12 protein-coding genes are annotated in these 17,553 nt (G+C 69.5%); 7 read left to right on the forward strand and 5 right to left on the reverse strand.

Annotated features, from left to right (window positions below; genetic code table 11):
- Positions 1-5: 5 nt before the first annotated feature.
- A complete protein-coding gene (locus ACFY10_RS01735; RefSeq protein WP_390663024.1) occupies positions 6-917 on the forward strand; it encodes a rhomboid family intramembrane serine protease in 912 nt (303 codons plus the stop codon).
- Positions 918-930: 13 nt separating this feature from the next.
- Here ACFY10_RS01735 and ACFY10_RS01740 read toward each other — a convergent pair whose 3' ends face one another.
- Together ACFY10_RS01740 and ACFY10_RS01745 are read right to left on the reverse strand one after the other, a co-directional pair.
- Positions 931-1,956: a glycoside hydrolase family 113 gene (locus tag ACFY10_RS01740; RefSeq protein WP_390663025.1), complete on the reverse strand. Its 1,026-nt coding sequence runs from the start codon at positions 1,954-1,956 to the stop codon at positions 931-933.
- Between the two features lie 32 nt (positions 1,957-1,988).
- Positions 1,989-3,800, reverse strand: coding sequence for a DUF2334 domain-containing protein (locus ACFY10_RS01745; RefSeq protein WP_390663026.1), 1,812 nt, complete (start codon positions 3,798-3,800; stop codon positions 1,989-1,991).
- A 333-nt stretch (positions 3,801-4,133) separates the two neighbouring features.
- Here ACFY10_RS01745 and ACFY10_RS01750 point away from each other — a divergent pair, with 333 nt between their 5' ends.
- The 4 genes from ACFY10_RS01750 to ACFY10_RS01765 all read left to right on the forward strand — a co-directional run bounded on the left by ACFY10_RS01750 (position 4,134) and on the right by ACFY10_RS01765 (position 7,568).
- Positions 4,134-4,310, forward strand: a complete 177-nt coding sequence (locus ACFY10_RS01750; protein WP_390663027.1) for a hypothetical protein — start codon at positions 4,134-4,136, stop codon at positions 4,308-4,310.
- Between the two features lie 34 nt (positions 4,311-4,344).
- Complete coding sequence (locus ACFY10_RS01755; protein WP_390663028.1) at positions 4,345-5,544, forward strand: glycosyltransferase; 1,200 nt, start codon at positions 4,345-4,347, stop codon at positions 5,542-5,544.
- Between the two features lie 114 nt (positions 5,545-5,658).
- Positions 5,659-6,861 carry a non-hydrolyzing UDP-N-acetylglucosamine 2-epimerase gene (wecB, locus tag ACFY10_RS01760; RefSeq protein ID WP_390663029.1) on the forward strand — a complete coding sequence of 401 codons (1,203 nt, stop codon included), beginning with the start codon at positions 5,659-5,661 and terminating at the stop codon, positions 6,859-6,861.
- Positions 6,858-7,568: a calcium-binding protein gene (locus ACFY10_RS01765; protein ID WP_390663030.1), complete on the forward strand. Its 711-nt coding sequence runs from the start codon at positions 6,858-6,860 to the stop codon at positions 7,566-7,568. The genes wecB and ACFY10_RS01765 overlap by 4 nt, the downstream gene beginning before the upstream one ends.
- A gap of 124 nt (positions 7,569-7,692) precedes the next feature.
- Here the strand turns inward: ACFY10_RS01765 and ACFY10_RS01770 are convergent, their stop codons facing one another.
- The 3 genes from ACFY10_RS01770 to ACFY10_RS01780 form a co-directional block, all read right to left on the reverse strand.
- Entirely contained in the window at positions 7,693-9,156 is a 1,464-nt protein-coding gene (locus tag ACFY10_RS01770) for a glutamate synthase subunit beta (protein WP_390663031.1), read from the reverse strand.
- On the reverse strand, positions 9,149-13,750 hold the full coding sequence (gene gltB / locus ACFY10_RS01775; RefSeq protein ID WP_390663032.1) for a glutamate synthase large subunit: 4,602 nt from the start codon (positions 13,748-13,750) through the stop codon (positions 9,149-9,151). The genes ACFY10_RS01770 and gltB overlap by 8 nt, the downstream gene beginning before the upstream one ends.
- Before the next feature lie 369 nt (positions 13,751-14,119).
- Complete coding sequence (locus ACFY10_RS01780) at positions 14,120-14,851, reverse strand: VIT1/CCC1 transporter family protein (RefSeq protein ID WP_390663033.1); 732 nt, start codon at positions 14,849-14,851, stop codon at positions 14,120-14,122.
- A 275-nt stretch (positions 14,852-15,126) separates the two neighbouring features.
- Here ACFY10_RS01780 and ACFY10_RS01785 point away from each other — a divergent pair, with 275 nt between their 5' ends.
- Both ACFY10_RS01785 and ACFY10_RS01790 read left to right on the forward strand, forming a co-directional pair.
- Positions 15,127-16,227: an ADP-ribosylglycohydrolase family protein gene (locus tag ACFY10_RS01785; RefSeq protein WP_390663034.1), complete on the forward strand. Its 1,101-nt coding sequence runs from the start codon at positions 15,127-15,129 to the stop codon at positions 16,225-16,227.
- On the forward strand, positions 16,224-17,552 hold the full coding sequence (locus tag ACFY10_RS01790) for an ADP-ribosylglycohydrolase family protein (protein ID WP_390663035.1): 1,329 nt from the start codon (positions 16,224-16,226) through the stop codon (positions 17,550-17,552). Before ACFY10_RS01785 ends, ACFY10_RS01790 begins: the two co-directional genes overlap by 4 nt.
- Position 17,553 lies beyond the last annotated feature (1 nt).

Here is a 17,553-nt window from a genome sequence, read left to right on the forward strand (position 1 = left end):
CGGCTGTGGAATCCGAGTCCACCGTCACCACCTGCTACCGCCATCCCAAGGTGGAGTCCCACGTCCGCTGCACCCGCTGCGACCGGTACATCTGCCCGGACTGCATGCGGGAGGCGGCCGTCGGCCACCAGTGCGTGGAGTGCGTCAAGGAGGGCGCGCGCTCGGTACGGCAGGCGCGCACGGCGTTCGGCGGCCGGATCACGACGGCGCCCGTGGTGACGTACGTGCTGATCGGGCTCAATGTGCTCGCGTACCTGGGCGAGTTGGTGCGGTCGTCGATCGTGGACCGGTTCGAGATGCTGGGCCGCGGGCTGGTCGGACCGGACGGCGGCCACTACATATGGGTGGCCAACCACTCCTCGGACTACCACGCCGAAGGGGTCGTCGCCGGCGAGTGGTACCGCCTGCTGACCGGCGCGTTCCTGCATCTGCCGGTCGCCGAGGGGACGTTCGGCATCCTGCACATCGTGATGAACATGGTGTCGCTGTGGAACATCGGGCGGGTGGTGGAGTCCCAGCTGGGCCGGATCCGCTACATCACGCTCTATCTGCTGTCCGCGCTCGGCGGCTCGGTCCTCGTGCTGCTGATCGCGCCCGAGACCCCCACCCTCGGCGCGTCCGGCGCGATCTTCGGGCTCGGGGCGGCGTACTACGTGATGGCCCGGCGTCTCGGCGCCGACATGAGCCAGGTCAACCGTTTCATGGCGGGCCTGCTGCTGTGGCTGCTGATCTCCGCGGGCCTCACGTCCTGGCAGGGCCACCTCGGCGGACTGCTGGCGGGCGGCGTCGTGACGCTGGCGTACGCCTACGCGCCGCGTGACCGCAGCCGCTCCCTGATCCAGGCGAGCGCGTGCCTCGCCCTGCTGGCACTCCTGGTGATCCTGACGGTCGCGAAGGTCACGGAACTGGCGGCGTGAGCGGCCCCGGAACCTACGAGGCCCCCTGGCCCCCGCCCCACTTCTCCCGCAGCACCTCCTCCGCCGGTTTCCCGTGCGGGGTGTACGCCAGCCGCACCGGCGTCTCACCGCTGTCGGGCCAGTCGTCCCACATCCACCAGCACACGCCGGCCCACCAGCGTCGGCCGGTGAAGGAGTCCAGCAACGCCCGGTAGGCGGCGGCCTGCTCGGCGGGGGCCGTGTGCCTGCTGACGGTCCAGGAGTACGGGGCGGTCGTGGAGCCGCGCTGGCTGACGTAGCCGGCCTCGGTGAACAGGATGCGGCGGCCCTGGTGCCCGGCGAACGCGGCGAGCTCCTTCCTGATCGGCGCCCAGGCGCGGCGCAGCCGGCCGGTGTCGTCGGTGGGGCGGCCGGACAGCGGCCAGTAGGCGTCGATGCCGATCAGGTCGAGGTCCTTCCAGAAGCGGATCTTCTTGTACTCGTCGTAGTTGGCGGCGTAGGTGAGCGGGCCGTCGTAGTGGTCACGGACGTCCTTGATGACGTCCCGCCAGTCGGTCAAGTCGCCGGAGACTCCGGCGAGTTCGGTCCCCACCGCGAACTGCTCGGCGCCGGTGTCCGCAGCGAGGTCGGCGTAGCGGGTGATGAAGTGGCGGTACGAAGTGAACCAGGCGGCGCGGTCGCGGGGGCGGATCTCGGCGCGGTCGGCGTCGCCGGGGAGGTCGACGTGCGGCTTGATCATCACCTTGAGGCCGAGTGCGTGCGCCCGGCGCACGATGTCGCGCAGGCTGGTGTCGCTCGCGGTCTCCTCAGTGGTGTGCATGCCGGAGTCGCTGCGGCGCTTCTGGTACCAGGTCGGGGTGAAGGTGACCCAGCGGGCGCCGGTGGCCCGGATGCCGCGCAGATAGCGGTCGGCGGCCGGGCTGTCGTAGTCGGTGCGGTACCAGGAGGGCAGGGTGATGCCGCGCATGGCCGGACTCCCCTTGCCGGACCCGCCGGTGTCCGTGTCCTTGGCCGCGCCGTCCGTCGTACACCCCGTCGCGACGAGGAGGACCGCCGCCACACAGGCGACGGTCCTCCTCCTGCCGTGTGCCCTCACAGGCTGCTCGGGCTGACGAAGGTGTAGCCCAGCGCCTTGATGCCGTTGATCGTGTCCTTGAGCGGCTGGGTCGGGTAGTAGGGGTGGTAGAAGAAGCTGGCGAACCCGTCGCGGACGGCCAGGTTGGCCTTGGCCGCGGCGATGAGATCGGCGGGCAGCCGAGGCGGGTGGTTGTTGTAGGCCACCGGCTCGTAGTTCCCGATGTCCTCCGGCAGCACCTTGGTCCCGTACACGTCCTTCACCACGTACGGGAAGAACTGCCCGATGAAGGTGTTGGGACCTGCGGAGTTGCCGCTGAGCGTGCCCGAGAAGTACAGCGAACGCTCCAGGCGCGCCGAGAAGTTGGAGCTGAACACCTTGTAGTCGGCGGCGGATCCCGCGTAGTGCGGAGTGGTCCACAGCGTCGGCTTGGGCAGCCCGGCCGCGGTGAACCCGGCCAGGGCACTGGTGACCCGGCTCTGCGCCCAGGCGGTGGAGTCCTCGGCGACCGGACCGTCGTAGACGACGTTGTTCGCCGCGTCGACGTGCGCCCGGTAGAACTCGAAGTCGTCGCCGGTGACGCCGTCGTAGGGGTTGGCGATGTTGCTGTACTGGTGCGTGTAGCCGTGGTCCATGAGGACCGCGCCCCTGGCCAGCATGTACTTCAGGGCGCTGACCACCTGCGGCCGCTGGGCGAGCGTGATCGTCTGCGGGACACCGTTGTTGTAGGTGCCGTTCGGGTCCGTGTAGACGGGGATCACGTTGATGCCGTAGGGAATGTTCTGCGACTTGAGGTAGTCGGCCATCGTGCGGAGTTCGGTGGGATCCGAGTCGGGGCTGATGTCCTCCAGGCGCACGACCGCGCGGTGCCGTTCGGCCGTGGCCGGCGCGAGGGCGTCGAACAGCAGGTCCTCGATGACGATGACGCGGTCGCTCTCGGAGACGTACGCGAAGGGGATCTCACCGATGTAGGTGAGGTTGGAGGAGCGGATCGCCCACCCGAAGGTGTGCCCGTTCGAGGTGTCCAGTCCCTCCGCGAGCCTGGTGACCGCGGGATATCCGGTGCCCGTGAGGACATTGGGGCGCAGCACGCCGCCGTCCTGACCGGCCGGGATGTTCCGGGTGAGGGCCTGGTTCTTGTACGTCACCTGCGTCACGGTGCCGATCGAGCCGCCGTCCTCGTAGTACGACGTCGTCGGGTCCCAGCCGTACTTCTGGGTGAAGGCGGCTACGCCCGTGGAGTTCGCCATGTTCCAGATGTTGTCGCCCATCCAGATCACCGGCTTGGTGCTCGCCGCGGCGTCGGCGTAGAACGCGGCCGGGATCGCGTCCGGGATGTCGCCGCCGTAGTAGGTCGAGCCGATGTAGATCACGGCCGAGTAGGAGTTGATCATTCCGGCGGTGTACTGCTGGACGGGCTTGGCCGTCACGGTGCCGAAGTGACCTGCGAGGTTGGCCGTGGCCATGGCGTACAGCTCGCCCAACTGCCCATAGGGCCCTGCGGTGTCGTAGAGGACGAGGGTGGTCGGGTCGGCCGCTGCGGCGACGGACGCGGGCCGCAGCAGGGCTGACTGCCGGGTGAGCGCCGTGGCGGTGCGGACCGGTAAGCCGGCCGCGGCCGACAGCGCCGAGCCCTTCAAATGCGGCTTGGCATGGCGCGCCTGGTCGGCCTTGAGCTGGGCCTTCGCCCAGCCTTTGAGGTCGATATGGCTCATTCCGGATTTACCGCCGACGGCTTCATGACCGTGCCCGTGTCCGCGGCCGGCGGCCTGGGCGTTCGCGGCCAGAAAAGTGCCGCTCAGCAGGGCGGCGAGCAGCAACAGAACCACAGAAAACTTCGATATTCCTCGTCCCCGAGGACGGATCACTGGTCTCACGATCTTTCCCCCCACTTTGCCAATCATTGGCAAAGGTTTTTCCGAATAGGAAGTCACCGATTCTTGTTGGCGATCAAGAAGGGTGTCAATGGGCCGAAAGGTGAATTCCTGGAGTGCCGTACGACTCCACCAGAAGATGGGACATGTCCTTTTTCCTCATACTCTTCTGACTCGGGCCGGACGTCTGCTACGTTCACTTTCGCGCGATGGGGACGCGCTGTGAAAAGTGGGGGGACAATGTACGGACGACCCGCTTTGGGGACGCTGTTACCCCTGGCAGGGGCGATGGCAGCACCCGAGGCAATACCGGGGCTACCTCTGGCCAAAGCCCTGCAGGCAGTGGCCGGGGCGGGATTCCTGCTCTATTGCCTGACGGCCTGCCTGATTCTGCTGGCCCGGATACGGCTGCGCCGACATGCGCACAAAGTGCAGGCCGACACCGGGAGCGGCCATGATCACTGAACTGCTGTTATGGGCAAGCATCACCTTGATCGTAATGGCCGGCTGTTACAACACGAGCCTGTTTCTGCTGTCCAGACGCAGAATTCGGCGCTCCCGAGCAGACCGTAAAGAACGGTTGTACGTATTTCTCGTCGCCTGCCTCAACGAGGAAAAGGTTCTTTCCGAAAGCCTCGCGCGCATCACCTCTCTGCCTGCCCGGAATTTCATGGCGCTGGTGATCGACGACGGCTCCGACGACCGCACCTCCGAGATCGCCCTGGCCGCCGATCCGGCCCTCGTCCGGCTGCATCGGCGCACCCCGCCGAACGCACGCAAGGGAAAGGGCGCCGCGCTCAACGACGGAGTGCGCCGGCTGCGCGAGTCCGGCCTGCTCGACGGCCACGACCCCGCGGACGTGGTCCTCTGTGTGGTCGACGCGGACGGTCGGCTCGACCCGCATGTCGTGCAGTCGGTCGACCCGTACTTCGACGATCCGAAAACGGGCGCGGTCCAGGTCTGCGTCCGTATGTACAACCGGCGGTCGGGACTGCTCGCCCGCATGCAGGACATGGAGTTCGTCGTCTACGGCGACGTCTTCCAGAGTGCACGCCGCTCCATCGGCAGCGTGGGCATGGGCGGCAACGGGCAGTTCATGCGGCTGTCGGCGCTCAACACCCTTGACGGGGACGGGCCGTGGAGCGACAGCCTCACCGAGGACCTCGACCTCGGGGTGCGGCTGATCGCCAAGGGCTGGACCAACCAGCACTGCACCGCGGCCGCCGTCTCCCAGCAGGCCGTGCTCAGCCTCAGACGTCTGATCCGCCAGCGATCCCGCTGGTTCCAGGGCCACTTGCAGTCGGCCGGTCTCGTCCCGCTCATCCTCAGGGACGTGCCGACCCGGGCGGCGCTCGATCTGCTCTACCACCTCTCCAGCCCGGTGCTGATCCTGCTCACCTCGCTGCTGCCGCTGTCCTTCCTCGTCGCCCTGGGCGCCACCACCGTGGCCTCCGTCCAGGTGGGACACCCGCTCGTCTCGCCGATGTGGCTGCTCGGCCCGTACCTGCTGTCGTTCACGGCCGCCTACGCATACGGCTTCGTGTACGCCAAGCGCGAGCGGGAGCTGGGCCTGGTGCGCTCGGTGCTGCTCGCCCACCTCTTCGTCTTCTACGGCTACATCTGGTTCGCCGCCGGCTGGTGGGGCTTCTGGCGGATGCTCACCGGCCGGCGCGGCTGGCTGAAGACCGCTCGCACCTGAGGACGTTCAGGCCGCGCCGAATCCCCGCGCGGGTCCTCGCTTCGCATCACTCAGTACCTCTCATCACCCTCACGCGGTCGCTGCGTCGATCGCGCATGCCCAAGGGGGGCACCCATGTCCACAGACCCTTCGACCATGCCCGTACGCGCCATGCTGGTGCTGGGCACCCGCCCGGAAGCGATCAAACTGGCGCCGCTGGCACGGGCGATGGCCTCCGGCACACAGTTCGATCCGGTCGTCGTCACCACCGGCCAGCACCGCGAGATGCTCCACCAGATGCTCGGCATGCTGGGCATCGACGTCCGGATAGCGCTCGATGTGATGCGCAGCCGGCAGCGGCTGTCCGACCTGACCGCCCGGCTCGTGCGGGAGCTCGGCGAGGTCCTGCGGGCGCAGCGGCCGGACCTGGTCGTGGTGCAGGGGGACACCACGACCGCGCTGGCCGGCGCGCTGGCCGCCTTCTACGAGAAGATCCCGGTCGCCCATGTCGAGGCGGGCCTGCGCACGGGCGTCGTGGACAACCCCTTCCCGGAGGAGCTCAACCGCACCCTGATCGGCCGCATCGCCCGCTGGCACTTCGCGCCGACACCGACCGCGGCCCGGCACCTGACCGACGAAGGCGTCGCCGAGGAGCAGGTGTTCACCACCGGCAACACGGTGATCGACAACCTGCTGTGGGTGCTGGCCGAGGGCACCGGCAGCTCCGCGTTCCGCACCGGAGCCAGGGCCTGCGACGCCGAGCTGATCCGCCGGGCAGGCCCCAAGCGGATCCTGGTCACCCTGCACCGCCGGGAGAACCAGGGCGAGCGCATGCGCGGCATGGGCCGGGCGCTGACCCGGCTCGCGGCGCGCGGGGACGTGGAGATCGTGCTGCCGCTGCACAAGAGCCCCGCCGTACGGGACGTACTGCTGCCCGAACTCGAAGGACACCGGGGCATCACGCTCGTGGAGCCGCTCGGCTACCTGGACTTCGCGGCCACCCTCGCCGAGTGCGACCTGGTCCTCACCGACTCCGGCGGCATCCAGGAGGAGGCCCCGAGCCTGAGCAAGCCCGCGCTCGTCCTGCGGACGACCACCGAGCGGCCCGAGGCGGTCGCGGCCGGCGCGGCCCGGCTGATCGGCACCGAACCGGAGGCGATCGTGAGCAACGCAGAACAACTCCTCGACGACCCCGTCGAGTACCGGAAGATGGCAGGCGCCGGCAACCCGTTCGGCGACGGCCGCGCGGCCGCCCGCATCCTGGCTCAGCTGGCCGAGGACTTCGCCGCCGATGTCCCGGTCGGGCTCACCGCATCCGGGCCATACTCGACGGCATGACGCCTTCGCCGCTGCGCCCCCGTCGGCGGTTACCCCTGGTTCCGCCGGGGCGCAGGGGCCGTATCGTCACTGGCCTGGCACTGGCCCTCGCGCTGGCCGCGATCCTCGCGATCAGCCTGAGCCAGTGCCAGGCCGACGACTCGCCACCGCCCAGGCCCTGGGTCGACGGCACCACCCACGGCCGCTGGCTCTCGGTGTTCAACGGTCACGGCAGCAACATCGGCGACAACGACTCGCTCTCTCTGTCGCCGAAGGCCGCCGAGGACCCCGGCACCACCCACGCGGGCCTCGTCGTGAGCACGGCCTCATATCGGAACGTGCGCTACGAGGCACGGATGCGGACGGTGAAACAGCTGCGCGATCCCGACCCGAACCCCTGGGAAGTGCCCTGGCTGGTCTGGGCGTACACCGACCCGGAGCACTTCTACTACATCACCCTCAAGCCGAACGGCTGGGAGCTCGGCAAGCGGGACCCGGCCTATCCGGGCGGGCAGCGCTTCCTGGCGACGGGGAGGACGAAGTACCCGGTGGGTGCCTGGTACACCGTGAAGGTGGCGCAGCGGGAGGCGGTGCTCTCGGTGTCGGTGGGCGGAAGGCCGCTGGTGACGTTCACCGACGTCGAACGGCCTTATCTGCAGGGCAGGGTGGGCGCGTACACAGAGGATGCGACGGTGAAGTTCGAGGGCCTGAAGGCGAGTTCGGGGTAGTTCGGGAAATACATGGGGACATGCGACGGCGCCTGCCCATCGTCCGGTCGGGGACTGGGCAAGCGCCGCGCTGTGTTCCGTACGCCTTTGTACGGGACGTTCTTGGATTGTTCCTGACGGGCCGTCAGGCCATCAGGGCCCGGTCCGTCGGGCGGATCGGGGCCGGCAGGTCGCTGGCGCCGGTCAGGAAGCGGTCGGTGCCGCGGGCGGCCGAGCGGCCCTCCGCGATCGCCCACACGATGAGCGACTGGCCGCGGCCCGCGTCACCGGCGACGAAGACACCGGGGACGTTGGTCTGGAAGTCGGCGTCGCGGGCGATGTTGCCGCGCTCGTCGAGGTCCAGGCCGAACTGCTCGACGAGGCCGTTGTCGCGGTCGGTGCCCGTGAAGCCCATGGCGAGGGTGACCAGCTGGGCGGGGATCTTGCGCTCCGTGCCCGGCTTCGAGGTCAGCTTGCCGTCGATGAACTCGACCTCGCTGAGGTGCAGCCACTGGACGTTGCCGTCCTCGTCGCCCTCGAAGTGGGTGGTGGAGACGGAGTAGACCCGCTCACCGCCCTCCTCGTGCGCGGACGTGACCTTGTAGAGCATCGGGAAGGTCGGCCAGGGCTGGGCGACCGGGTTCCGCTCGTCGTTCGGGCGGGGCATGATCTCCAGCTGCGTGACGGAGGCCGCGCCCTGGCGGTGGGCGGTGCCCACGCAGTCCGCGCCGGTGTCGCCGCCGCCGATGACCACGACGTGCTTGCCCTCGGCCGAGATCGGAGAGGTGACGTAGTCGCCCTCCTGGACCTTGTTCGACAGGGGCAGGTACTCCATCGCCTGGTAGATGCCCTTGAGCTCGCGGCCGGGGACCGGGAGATCACGGGCGGTCGTCGCACCTGCGGCGATGACGACCGCGTCGTACCGCTTCTTCAGGTCGGTCGCCTTGAGGTCGCGGCCGATCTCGATGCCGGTACGGAAGCGGGTGCCCTCCGCGCGCATCTGCTCGATACGGCGGTTGATGTGCCGCTTCTCCATCTTGAACTCGGGGATGCCGTACCGGAGAAGGCCTCCGATGCGGTCCGCGCGCTCGTAGACGGCGACGGTGTGACCCGCCCGGGTGAGCTGCTGGGCGGCGGCCAGGCCCGCGGGGCCCGAGCCGATGACGGCGACCGTCTTGCCCGAGAGGCGCTCGGGGATCTGCGGGGCGACGTCACCGGTCTCCCACGCCTTGTCGATGATCGAGACCTCGACGTTCTTGATGGTCACCGGCGGCTGGTTGATGCCGAGCACACACGCCGACTCGCACGGAGCGGGGCACAGCCGGCCCGTGAACTCCGGGAAGTTGTTCGTCGCGTGCAGGCGCTCCGACGCGGCCGACCAGTCCTCGCGGTAGGCGTAGTCGTTCCACTCGGGGATGAGGTTGCCCAGCGGACAGCCGTTGTGGCAGAAGGGGATGCCGCAGTCCATGCACCGGCTGGCCTGCTTGCTGATGATCGGCAGCAGCGAACCGGGGACGTAGACCTCGTTCCAGTCCTTCAGACGCACGTCGACCGGGCGGGACTTGGCGACCTCACGGCCGTGGTTCAGGAAGCCCTTCGGGTCAGCCATTGATCGCCGCCTCCATCATCTTCTCGGTGATCTCGGACTCGGAGAGTCCCGCCTGCTCGGCGGCGTCCTTGGCGGCGAGCACTGCCTTGTACGTGCTGGGGATGATCTTGCTGAAGCGGTCCACGGCGGTGTCCCACTCGGCGAGCAGCTTCTCGGCGACCGTGGAGCCCGTCTCCTCCTGGTGCCGGCGCACCACGTCGTGCAGCCACTGCTTGTCGGTGTCGTCCAGGGCCTCCACGGCGCTGACGTTGCCGACGTTGACGTTGTCGACGTTCAGGTCGACGACGTATGCGATGCCGCCCGACATACCGGCCGCGAAGTTGCGGCCCGTCTCGCCGAGGACCACCGCGCGACCGCCGGTCATGTACTCGCAGCCGTGGTCGCCCACGCCCTCGGAGACGACCGTGGCACCGGAGTTGCGGACACAGAACCGCTCGCCCGTACGACCGCGCAGGAACAGCTCGCCGCCGGTCGCACCGTAGGCGATGGTGTTGCCCGCGATCGTCGAGAACTCGGCGAGGTGGTCGGCGCCCCGGTCGGGACGGACGATCACACGGCCGCCGGAGAGGCCCTTGCCGACGTAGTCGTTGGCGTCGCCCTCCAGGCGCAGCGTGACACCGCGCGGCAGGAAGGCGCCGAAGGACTGGCCCGCGGAGCCGGTGAAGGTGATGTCGATGGTGTCGTCGGGCAGACCGGCCCCGCCGAACTTCTTCGTCACCTCGTGGCCGAGCATCGTGCCGACCGTACGGTTGATGTTGCGGATCGCGACCTGCGCCCGCACCGGCTGGGCGTCGGTGGCGCTGGACGCGGCCAGGGCGTCGGCGGCGAGCTTGATCAGCTCGTTGTCGAGCGCCTTCTCCAGGCCGTGGTCCTGCTCGATGACCTGGTGGCGCACCGCGCCCTCGGGCAGCGACGGCACATGGAACAGCGGTTCCAGGTTCAGGCCCTGCGCCTTCCAGTGGTTCACCGCGCGGGTCACGTCGAGCGCCTCGGCGTGGCCGACGGCCTCCTCGATGGTGCGGAAGCCCAGCTCGGCGAGGATCTCGCGGACCTCTTCGGCGATGTACTGGAAGAAGTTGACGACGTACTCGGCCTTGCCGGAGAACCGGTCCCGCAGGGTCGGGTTCTGGGTGGCGATGCCGACCGGGCAGGTGTCCAGGTGGCAGACGCGCATCATGACGCAGCCGGAGACGACGAGCGGCGCGGTCGCGAAACCGAACTCCTCGGCGCCCAGCAGCGCGGCGATGACGACGTCACGGCCGGTCTTCAGCTGGCCGTCGGTCTGTACGACGATGCGGTCGCGCAGGCCGTTGAGCAGCAGCGTCTGCTGGGTCTCGGCGAGACCGAGCTCCCAGGGACCGCCCGCGTGCTTGAGCGACGTCAGCGGGGAGGCACCCGTACCGCCGTCGTGACCCGAGATCAGGACCACGTCCGCGTGCGCCTTGGAGACACCCGCGGCGACCGTGCCGACGCCGACCTCCGACACCAGCTTCACGTGAATCCGCGCCTGCGGGTTCGCGTTCTTGAGGTCGTGGATCAGCTGAGCCAGGTCCTCGATGGAGTAGATGTCGTGGTGCGGCGGCGGGGAGATCAGACCGACACCCGGGGTCGAGTGACGGGTCTTGGCGACCCACGGGTACACCTTGTGGCCGGGCAGCTGGCCGCCCTCGCCGGGCTTGGCGCCCTGGGCCATCTTGATCTGGATGTCGTCCGCGTTGACCAAGTACTCGGAGGTCACACCGAAGCGGCCGGAGGCGACCTGCTTGATGGCGCTGCGCCGGGCCGGGTCGTACAGACGGTCCGGGTCCTCGCCGCCCTCACCGGTGTTGGACTTGCCGCCCAGCTGGTTCATGGCGATGGCGAGCGTCTCGTGCGCCTCGCGCGAGATGGAGCCGTACGACATGGCGCCGGTGGAGAAGCGCTTGACGATCTCGGAGACCGGCTCGACCTCGTCGATGGAGATCGAAGGGCGGTCCGACTTGAAGCCGAACAGGCCGCGGAGCGTCATCAGCCGCTCGGACTGCTCGTTCACGCGCTCGGTGTACTTCTTGAAGACGTCGTAGCGGCCGGTGCGCGTGGAGTGCTGCAGGCGGAAGACCGTCTCCGGGTCGAACAGGTGCGGCTCGCCCTCGCGGCGCCACTGGTACTCGCCCCCTATGTCGAGGGCGCGGTGGGCCGGCGCGATGCCGGACGCCGGGTAGGCCTTCGCGTGGCGGGCGGCGACCTCCTTGGCGATGACGTCGATACCGACGCCGCCGATCTTGGTGGCCGTACCGTTGAAGTACTTCTCGACGAAGGCCTCGTCGAGACCGACGGCCTCGAAGACCTGGGCGCCGCGGTAGGAGGCGACGGTCGAGATGCCCATCTTGGACATGACCTTCAGAACACCCTTGCCGAGGGCGTAGATCAGGTTGCGGATGGCCTGCTCGGCCTCGATGTCCGACAGGAAGGTGCCCGCGCGGACCAGGTCCTCGACGGACTCCATCGCCAGGTACGGGTTGACGGCCGCGGCGCCGAAGCCGATGAGCAGGGCGACGTGGTGGACCTCGCGGACGTCACCGGCCTCGACCAGCAGGCCCACGTGGGTGCGCTGCTTGGTGCGGATGAGGTGGTGGTGGACGGCCGCGGTGAGCAGCAGCGAGGGGATCGGCGCGTGCTCGGCGTCCGAGTGACGGTCCGACAGGACGATCAGCCGGGCACCGTTGTCGATGGCGGCGTCGGCCTCGGCGCAGATCTCGTCGATGCGCGCGGCGAGGGAGTCACCGCCGCCGGAGACCCGGTACAGGCCGGACAGCGTCGCGGCCTTGAAGCCGGGCATGTCGCCGTCGGCGTTGATGTGGATGAGCTTGGCCAGCTCGTCGTTGTCGATCACCGGGAAGGGCAGGGTGACCGAGCGGCACGAAGCGGCCGTCGGCTCCAGGAGGTTGCTCGCCGGGCCGAGGGACGAGCGCAGACTCGTGACCAGTTCTTCCCGGATCGCGTCCAGCGGCGGGTTGGTGACCTGCGCGAACAGCTGGGTGAAGTAGTCGAAGAGCAGACGGGGACGCTCGGAGAGAGCGGCGATCGGGCTGTCCGTACCCATCGAACCGATCGGCTCGGCACCGGCCTTGGCCATCGGCGCGAGGATGACGCGCAACTCCTCCTCGGTGTAACCGAAGGTCTGCTGGCGGCGGGTGACCGAGGCGTGGGTGTGGACGATGTGCTCGCGCTCGGGCAGGTCGCCCAGCTCGATCTCGCCGGCCTCGATCCACTCGGCGTACGGCTGCTCGGCGGCGAGCGTCGCCTTGATCTCGTCGTCCTCGATGATGCGGTGCTCGACCGTGTCGACGAGGAACATCTTGCCGGGCTGCAGGCGGCCCTTGCGGACGACCTTGGAGGGGTCGATGTCGAGGACGCCGACCTCGGAGCCGAGGACGACCAGGCCCTCGTCGGTGACCCAGTAGCGGCCGGGGCGAAGGCCGTTGCGGTCGAGGACCGCGCCGACCTGCTTGCCGTCGGTGAAGGTGACGCAGGCCGGGCCGTCCCAGGGCTCCATCATCGTGGAGTGGAAGTTGTAGAAGGCGCGGCGGGCCGGGTCCATGGAGTCGTGGTTCTCCCACGCCTCCGGGATCATCATCAGCACGGAGTGCGGCAGCGAACGCCCGCCCAGGTGCAGGAGTTCGAGCACCTCGTCGAAGGACGCCGAGTCGGAGGCGTCCGGCGTACAGATCGGGAAGACGCGCTCCAGGCCCTTGTCGCCGAATAGGTCGGAGACGAGCTGGGACTCGCGGGCGGCCATCCAGTTGCGGTTGCCCTTGACGGTGTTGATCTCACCGTTGTGCGCGACGAAGCGGTACGGGTGCGCGAGCGGCCACGACGGGAAGGTGTTCGTGGAGAAGCGCGAGTGGACCAGGGCGACGGCCGAGCCGAAGCGGCGGTCGGACAGGTCCGGGAAGAAGGGCTCCAGCTGGCCGGTGGTCAGCATGCCCTTGTAGACGATGGTGCGGGCCGAGAGCGACGGGAAGTAGACACCGACCTCACGCTCGGCGCGCTTGCGCACCGCGAAGGCCTTGCGGTCGAGGGCGATACCCGTGGCAGGCACAGCGGAGCCGTCGGCGACGAAGATCTGCCGGAAGACGGGCATCGTCGAACGGGCGGTGGCGCCGAGCAGTTCGGGCGCGACCGGAACCTCGCGCCAGCCAAGGACGGTGAGGCCCTCGTCGTCGGCGATCGTCTCGATCTGCGAGACGGCCTCGGCCGCACCGTCCTCCGGCAGGAAGGCGATACCGACGGCGTACGCGCCGGCCTCGGGCAGCTCAAATCCGGCCACCTCGCGGAAGAAGGTGTCGGGAACCTGGGAGAGGATGCCGGCGCCGTCGCCGGAGTCGGGCTCGGAGCCGGTGGCGCCGCGGTGCTCGAGGTTGCGCAGGACCGTCAGGGCCTGTTCAACCAGGGTGTGGGACGCCTCGCCGGTGAGGGTGGCGACGAAACCGACGCCGCACGCGTCGCGTTCGTTGCGGGGGTCGTACATACCCTGCGCAGCAGGGCGAGCATCCATGAAGGACCAGTTCTGGCCATTCGCGGAGTGCTGGGACGGCTGGCGCGGCGTACGCATCGGCTCTCCCGTCGTCGTCTCAAGTGGCATATGCATATTGCCGAGGGACGACGCTGGCCCTCTGCGGAGTGCAAAATTTCGTGCAGGTTACATGATGGAGCGGTTCTCGGGAACCGGGATAATCCGTTCCAACATGCGGACGCCGCGGGGTAGCGGCGAGGCACCGCACTCGGCGGCGGAAGCTATGGGGACCGATGCGGACAGATCGTTGTCCATCAGCCCGTGAGCGAGGGGAGCGTCGTCGCCACCCCGCGGGTGCGCGGCAGGCCTCATTGCCCACAGCGCTTACGGCTCATGCCCGGTGGTTAAGCATTCGAAACCAGCGAGTAACGGCTACTTATGCGGCCCAACGCATAACTTGTAGCCGCCCTATCCTACGGCCGTTCCGAACAGACTGCCCAGGGCGTACGTCACACCGGCCGCCGCGCCACCAAGAGCGAGCTGCCTGAGCCCGCTGAACCACCAGGTCCGCGCGGTCACCTTGGCCACCACCGCACCGCACGCGAACAGCCCCACAAACGCCAGCAGCAGAGCCGGCCACAGCGCGGTCGCACCGAGCAGATACGGAAGTACGGGCAGCAGGGCGCCCAGCGCGAAGGAGCCGAACGACGACACGGCGGCGACCAGGGGGGACGGCAGGTCGCCGGGGTCGATGCCGAGCTCCTCACGGGCGTGTATCTCCAGGGCCTGCTCGGGGTCCTTCGACAGCTGGCGGGCCACCTCACGCGCCAGCTCCGGCTCGACGCCACGGGCCTGGTACAGCGCAGCGAGCTCGGCCTCCTCGTCCTGGGGGTGCTTGCGCAGCTCCCTGCGCTCCACATCCAGCTCGGCCTCGACGAGCTCACGCTGCGAGGCGACGGAGGTGTACTCCCCGGCGGCCATCGAGAAGGCACCGGCGGCGAGGCCCGCGAGCCCCGTAAGGACAATGGTGTGCTGGCCCACGGCTCCGCCCGCGACACCGGTCATCAACGCGAGGTTGGAGACAAGCCCGTCCATGGCACCGAAAACAGCAGGCCGCAGCCAGCCGCCGTTCACATCCCGGTGGGTGTGGTTGTCGCGGTGCGCCACGTGCAGCGCGGCCTCGGTTTCGATGATCGCCATTGCGAGGATCCCCCAGGGAAGCTAAGCCAAAGCTAACTTTGGACAAGTTCTACTCTTCGACAACACGGAACCTACGCCTTGAATTCCACTCTCGCCAGCAAGGAAAGGCTCGGCTAACCAGCGGTTTTACCTCTCTGTGCTCACCCGTGCACATACCTGCACAGATGTCGACCGGGTGACATGACTCCGCCCGAGGCTCAGGTCAACCGCCGATGGTGGGACACATGGGCAAAGGGTTCGCGCCCTGTGCGATCCCCCTCCCGGAGAGGCCGCGTATGGCATCGATCGCCTGCATTCCCTCGGTCCCGTCGCCCGGGAACGCCACCGAACTCCGCGAACGGGCACGCGGCGCGCTGCTGGGTCTGGCCGTCGGCGACGCCCTGGGGGCACCGGCGGAGAACATGAAGCCGTCGGAGATCCGCGCCCGCTGGGGCCGCATCACGGGATACGTGGCGGAGAAACCGGCGGGCACGGACGACACCGAGTACGCGATCTTCTCCGGCCTGCTGCTGGCCCGGCACGGCTCGGCGCTCACCCCGGCACATGTGGAGGCGGCGTGGCACGAGTGGATCGCGGACCGCGAGGAGGGCCCGTTCCGGGGCGCGGGCTTCAGCGAACGCGGCACCCTGGAGAACCTCCGCCGCGGCCTTGCCGCCCCCATCTCGGCCCAGCACCGTCACGCCTGGAGCGACGGCCTGGCCATGCGCGCGGCCCCCTTCGGCGTCTTCGCCGCGGGCCGCCCCGCCGAGGCGGCCCGGCTGGCGGGGATCGACGGCTCGGTGAGCCACGACGGCGAGGGCATCTACGGCGGCCAGGCGGTCGCGGCGGGCGTGGCGGCGGCGATGGCGGGCGCACCGACGATCGCCGTCGTGGCTTCCGCACTGGCCGTCGTCCCGGACGACTCCTGGACGGCCCGCTCGCTGCGCCGGGCCGTGGCGGTGGCCCACCTCGGCGAACGGGCGGTCCGCTCGGCGGTCGTCATCGGCGGCTACCCCTGGACCGACCTGGCGCCGGAGGCGGTCGCCCTGGCCTTCGGGGCGTACGCGGCGGCCGACGGCGACTTCGAACAGGCCGTCCTCACGGCGGTCAACATGGGCCGCGACGCGGACACCACAGCCGCGGTGGCGGGCGCACTGGCCGGCGCGACACAGGGGGTCTCGGCCATCCCGGCGGAATGGGCAGCGGCAATCGGCCCGGCACGCGGCAGCTGCCTGCCGGCCATGGCGGGCCACCACGTACTGCACGTGGCGGACCTGCTGGTGCCGGGCGAGGCCGTGGCCGTGGCCGTGGCCGTGGCCGTACACGAGGACTTCCCACTCCCGGACCCCACCACCTTCACCCTGGCCGCGAACGACGAGCAGGAGACGCCCCGATGAGCCCGCCCACCCCATGGGACGAGCCATCCGCACCCCACACCGAAGACCGCACGAGCGGTCCCGCAACTCCGAACGAACCCGCAGCCGCCGACGACGAGAACACCCCACAGGGGCCACCCGGACCCGACAACGAAAGCCGCACGAGCGGTGCCGGTGGGAACGCAAAGGCCGAAGGCGCAGCCGAGGCCGTTCACCATGCACCGCCCCCGCAGGGACGCCGTATCGAAGGCCTCCTGCTCGGCCTGGCCGCAGGCGACGCCGCCGGCTGGCCCGCCGCCCGCCACCGAGCCGCCCGTATGCCGGAGTGGACCCGCCGCCTCACCCGCGAACTCGACACCTTCGCCGAACAGAACGCCACCACCACCCTCCCGGTCCCCATCGCCCTGAACCAACCCCCGGAGCCCCTCCTCCTCGGCCCCTCCGACGACGCCGAATGGGCGGCCTTCACCGCAGAAGCCGTCCTCCGTGCCGGCGACGACACCGCCCTGGGCGACCTCACCCGCGAACGCCGCGCCAGAGCCGCGATCGACCTGAACTGGAACGACCTCGCCGGCGAGGTCGCCGCCGCAGCGGACCGCGCCCCGGAGGTCGAGTCCGCCGTCCTCCCCCTCCGCGCCCGCATCTCCGTCCGCGCCGGCCTCGGCAACCTCGCCACCGGCCTGCGCCCGCCCGCCACCGGCCACGACAACCCCCACTACTTCGACGACGCGGCCTGCGTACGGGCCTGCGTGCTCGCCGTCGCCCACCCCGGCGCCCCCCGACTCGCCGCCGACCTGGCCGAGTTCGACGCCCGCTACACCCAGGACGGCGACGGAGTGCACGGCGCCCGGGCAATGGCAGCGGCACTCGCACTGGCGCTGACCGGCGCGGACGTCGAGACCTGCGTGACAGCAGCCCTTGCCGAACTCCCCGAGACCACGGAGATCGGCCGCAACGCCCGCCACGCACTCAAGCTGGCAGCCGACGCCGAGACCGCCTTCACCCTGATCCCCCTCCTGGAACACCAAATCGTCGACCACGTCTACAGCTACGGCATCGCGGCAGCCGAAACGGTCCCGGTGGCCCTGGCCCTGACCGCCGCGTCGAACGGCCGTATCGCCGAAGCGGTACCGGCCGCGGCCTGTCTCTCCCGGGTCGCCGACTCGGCCCCGGCCCTCGCCGGCGCCCTCACCGGAGCGCTGGGCGGCGGCGAGTCGATCCCGCCGTCCTGGCGGGAAGCCTGCCGCACCCTCTCCGGCTGCGCACTCCCCCGCCTCACCGGCACCGACCTGGTGGAACTCGCCGAACTCCTGGAAGCCACACAACCGGCCCCACCAGGAGGATGAT

This window comes from Streptomyces sp. NPDC001401 (assembly GCF_042895385.1).
Taxonomy (GTDB): domain Bacteria; phylum Actinomycetota; class Actinomycetes; order Streptomycetales; family Streptomycetaceae; genus Streptomyces.

What these genes read in the sequence shown, in the direction of transcription:
- ACFY10_RS01755 (WP_390663028.1), top strand. Translation starts at nt 4,345, where the DNA reads ATGGCCGGCTGTTACAACACGAGCCTGTTTCTGCTGTCCAGACGCAGA.
- ACFY10_RS01785 (WP_390663034.1), top strand. Translation starts at nt 15,127, where the DNA reads ATGGCATCGATCGCCTGCATTCCCTCGGTCCCGTCGCCCGGGAACGCC.
- ACFY10_RS01780 (WP_390663033.1), bottom strand. Translation starts at nt 14,851, where the DNA reads ATGGCGATCATCGAAACCGAGGCCGCGCTGCACGTGGCGCACCGCGAC.
- ACFY10_RS01765 (WP_390663030.1), top strand. Translation starts at nt 6,858, where the DNA reads ATGACGCCTTCGCCGCTGCGCCCCCGTCGGCGGTTACCCCTGGTTCCG.
- ACFY10_RS01790 (WP_390663035.1), top strand. Translation starts at nt 16,224, where the DNA reads ATGAGCCCGCCCACCCCATGGGACGAGCCATCCGCACCCCACACCGAA.
- ACFY10_RS01750 (WP_390663027.1), top strand. Translation starts at nt 4,134, where the DNA reads ATGGCAGCACCCGAGGCAATACCGGGGCTACCTCTGGCCAAAGCCCTG.
- gltB (WP_390663032.1), bottom strand. Translation starts at nt 13,750, where the DNA reads ATGCGTACGCCGCGCCAGCCGTCCCAGCACTCCGCGAATGGCCAGAAC.
- ACFY10_RS01770 (WP_390663031.1), bottom strand. Translation starts at nt 9,156, where the DNA reads ATGGCTGACCCGAAGGGCTTCCTGAACCACGGCCGTGAGGTCGCCAAG.
- wecB (WP_390663029.1), top strand. Translation starts at nt 5,659, where the DNA reads ATGTCCACAGACCCTTCGACCATGCCCGTACGCGCCATGCTGGTGCTG.